This window comes from Pseudomonas sp. HMSC063H08 (assembly GCF_001813645.1).
Taxonomy (GTDB): domain Bacteria; phylum Pseudomonadota; class Gammaproteobacteria; order Pseudomonadales; family Pseudomonadaceae; genus Pseudomonas; species Pseudomonas aeruginosa.
This window is the reverse complement of the sequence record NZ_KV813326.1, coordinates 1-1,336: the sequence shown is the minus strand read 5'-3', so window position 1 is coordinate 1,336 and position 1,336 is coordinate 1. Positions and strand designations below refer to the sequence as shown.

2 protein-coding genes are annotated in these 1,336 nt (G+C 51.7%); both read left to right on the top strand.

Annotated features, from left to right (window positions below):
- A partial coding sequence (locus HMPREF2924_RS01700) for a 3'-5' exonuclease (protein WP_168172946.1) occupies positions 1–754 on the top strand: 754 nt, incomplete at its 5' end.
- Between the two features lie 130 nt (positions 755–884).
- Positions 885–1,336, top strand: a 452-nt coding sequence (locus HMPREF2924_RS33760; RefSeq protein WP_177344955.1) for a hypothetical protein, incomplete at its 3' end; no start/stop codon positions are given.

The window sequence follows — 1,336 nt, the reverse complement described above, 5'->3', positions numbered from 1 at the left end:
CGGCGCCGAGGAGCACTACCTGACCCAGAGCTGGCGGTTCGGCCCCGCGATTGCGCACGTGGCCAACATCATCCTCTCCTACAAGGGCGAGACACGGAAACTTCAAGGACTGGGTCCGCAGACGCTGGTGAAAAAGTCCCTCCCGCCGGACCTTCCTCACCGCACTTTCATTCACCGCACCGTTATCGGCGTCATCGAGAATGCCCTGCAGCTGGTCCGCAATCATCCGGAGCCCAAATTCCACTGGGTAGGCGGTATCGACAGTTACTCGCTGCGCGACCTGGAGGATCTGTACGCATTCAGCCGAGGCCTACGCCAAAACGTCCAGAACAAGAAACTGCTTCGTGACTACCGCGACTACACCCAGTACGTGGAGATCGCCGAGATCAGCCAGGACGGTGAGATGCTTCGCTCGATCAAGATCATATCGACCTACCCTGATCTGCCTGCGCGGATCCTTGAGCTTCGCTCACTGACCCTTGACGATGAGCTGGACGCAACAATCACCCTGACCACCGCACACAAGGCCAAGGGGCTGGAATGGGATTTCGTTTGCCTGTACGACGACTTCAACGCGGACCCGCTGTCCCCCGACACCGACCCAGGCAAGCGCGACGATGAGTTGAACCTGATCTACGTCGCAGTGACCCGAGCGATGAAGATCCTCGCCATCAACAGCTTGGTGCTGTCGATCATGCAGCGGTACGTGGACGACAGACAACTGAAGGAGCAGATAGCTATCTGTAAAAAATGACTCAAAAAATGATATTGGTCACAGCGAATGCCTGATATTGACATAAGGCAAAGAGATTTGTAACCAACTCATTCAGCCTAGGAAGTACTCACACCAAGACTTTAACGTTAGGTCACAGCGGAGCATTGAGATGAAACTTATCCTTGATTTCGACGGACGCCTTCTAAATCCAAGCAACATGCTAGAGGCCCTATCAAAAGCAGGAAAGAATACAAGCATCAGCATAAGCAACGCGCAAGCATTAAATATAGAAACTCTTCTCAAGGCAACAACCACTGCAGAAAACACAAAAAACCTCTCAACAACTTTCAACGGCGCAGAGCTGACTGCTAACAACCTTCAGCAAGTCATAAACTCAGCAGGATCACTAACCAGAGTATCCACAATAGCCGCACAAGCCATCAATATAAACACACTTCTTTCCGCAATATCTACAGCAGGCAACTCAAAGAGTTTTAGCGCAGAATTCAATGGAGCCCAACTCAGCAGCGACAACCTACTTAGAGCAGTAAATGCGGCAGGAACAAACACTAGCATAAGCGTCAACACCGCACAAGCGGCAAATATAACCGCCCTTCTTCA